At 64.2% G+C, this 1,405-nt stretch carries 2 protein-coding genes; both read left to right on the top strand.

What is annotated here, in order from left to right; genetic code table 11:
- On the top strand, window positions 1–470 hold a 470-nt coding region (locus QZX79_RS02170), incomplete at its 5' end, for a hypothetical protein (RefSeq protein WP_294564014.1).
- Window positions 471–657: 187 nt separating this feature from the next.
- Window positions 658–1,405: P-loop NTPase (locus QZX79_RS02175; protein ID WP_294564017.1), on the top strand; the 748-nt coding region annotated here is incomplete at its 3' end.

The raw sequence follows: 1,405 nt of genomic DNA on the forward strand, positions 1-1,405 counted from the left end.
CGCACGTCGCGGGCGTGGCGGCCCTGATCAAGAGCGAGGACCTGACCCTGGACGACGCCGGGATGAAGAAACAGATCTTGCAGTTCGCCGATAAGAAAACCAGCCTGCAGAACAAGGTGGCGACCGGCGGCCGTCTCAACGCGAACGCTTCCGTCACCCAGCAGGTTGCACCCGACGCGACCCGGCCCTCGATCACCGCCGTACGTCCGGTCCCCGGTTCGAAGACCCGTGACCGTACCCCGAAGATCGGGGCGGCGGTCAGGGATGACGGGATCGAGCTTACAAAGGGCGATATACGACTCTCCCTGGACGGCAAGAACCGGACCAAATTCACCTACAACGAGGGTACGGACCGCCTGAGCTACACTGCTCCACGGCTCTCCTACTCCAAACACACGGTCAAGATAGTCGCAACCGATGATGCGGGGAACGTAGGTACCAAGAGCTGGAGGTTCACGGTCCGGCAGTAGAATACGCGCTCCGGTAAGCATGGGAGGTGAGGACCGGGGCCTGCGCTCCGGTCCTTTCTTTTGGGGCACCGGCCGGGGCGGTTGTAAGGGGGGTATATGGTAAGATTGGCGCCGAATAAGGGGCGATAAGGTCCCATCTTGCGTTTTCGTTCGCGCCGGCCGCGTGCGCCGGAGGAGGTTTGTAAACGTGGTTGACTGGTTCCGCAGACGCGCCGCCAACGGCAGGCCGCCCGATGGCCCCTCGGAGACCGAAAAGCTCGACGTCTCGGGCGAGACGGCCGAGGAGCTGGTCGACCGGACGCCCCAGCCAGAAGAGCCTGCCGACGGGTTCTCGGAGGCCGGCATCAGAGAGGCCCTGAGGGACGTGCGGGACCCCGAGATAGGGCGTGATCTGATCTCTCTGAACATGATCCGGAACGTAGACATCCAGGGCTCAGGCGTGACCATCGGCGTCGCGCTGACCACGGCCGGCTGCCCGATGAAGCACCGCATCACCACCGACGTGCGGGATCGGGTCATGATGATCGAGGGCGTGGAGAGCGTCGAGGTCGACTTCGGCGTGATGACTGAGGATGACCGCCAGAACCTGATGACGAGCCTGCACGGTGGACCGTCGGAGTTGGCCCCGGCCTTCAGGGACGAGTCCAGAACCCGCATTATCGCCGTCGTCTCCGGCAAGGGCGGCGTCGGCAAGAGCACCGTCGCCGTCAACCTCGCCGCCGCTCTCGACCGGGCCGGAAAGTCGGTGGAGATACTCGACGCCGACGTCCACGGCTCCTCCATCCCCGTCATGCTCGGCTCCACGGAGAAGCCGAACGTGGTGGGCGGTGTGATCTTCCCGATAGAGTCCGAGACGGGCCTGAAGTTCATCTCCATGGGCAACTTCGTGAACGAGGGGCAGGCGATCATCTGGCGCGCGCCGATCGTGAACAAGG

Origin of the sequence: uncultured Arthrobacter sp. (genome assembly GCF_902805515.1) — a bacterium.
Classification (GTDB): domain Bacteria; phylum Actinomycetota; class Actinomycetes; order Actinomycetales; family Micrococcaceae; genus Arthrobacter_D.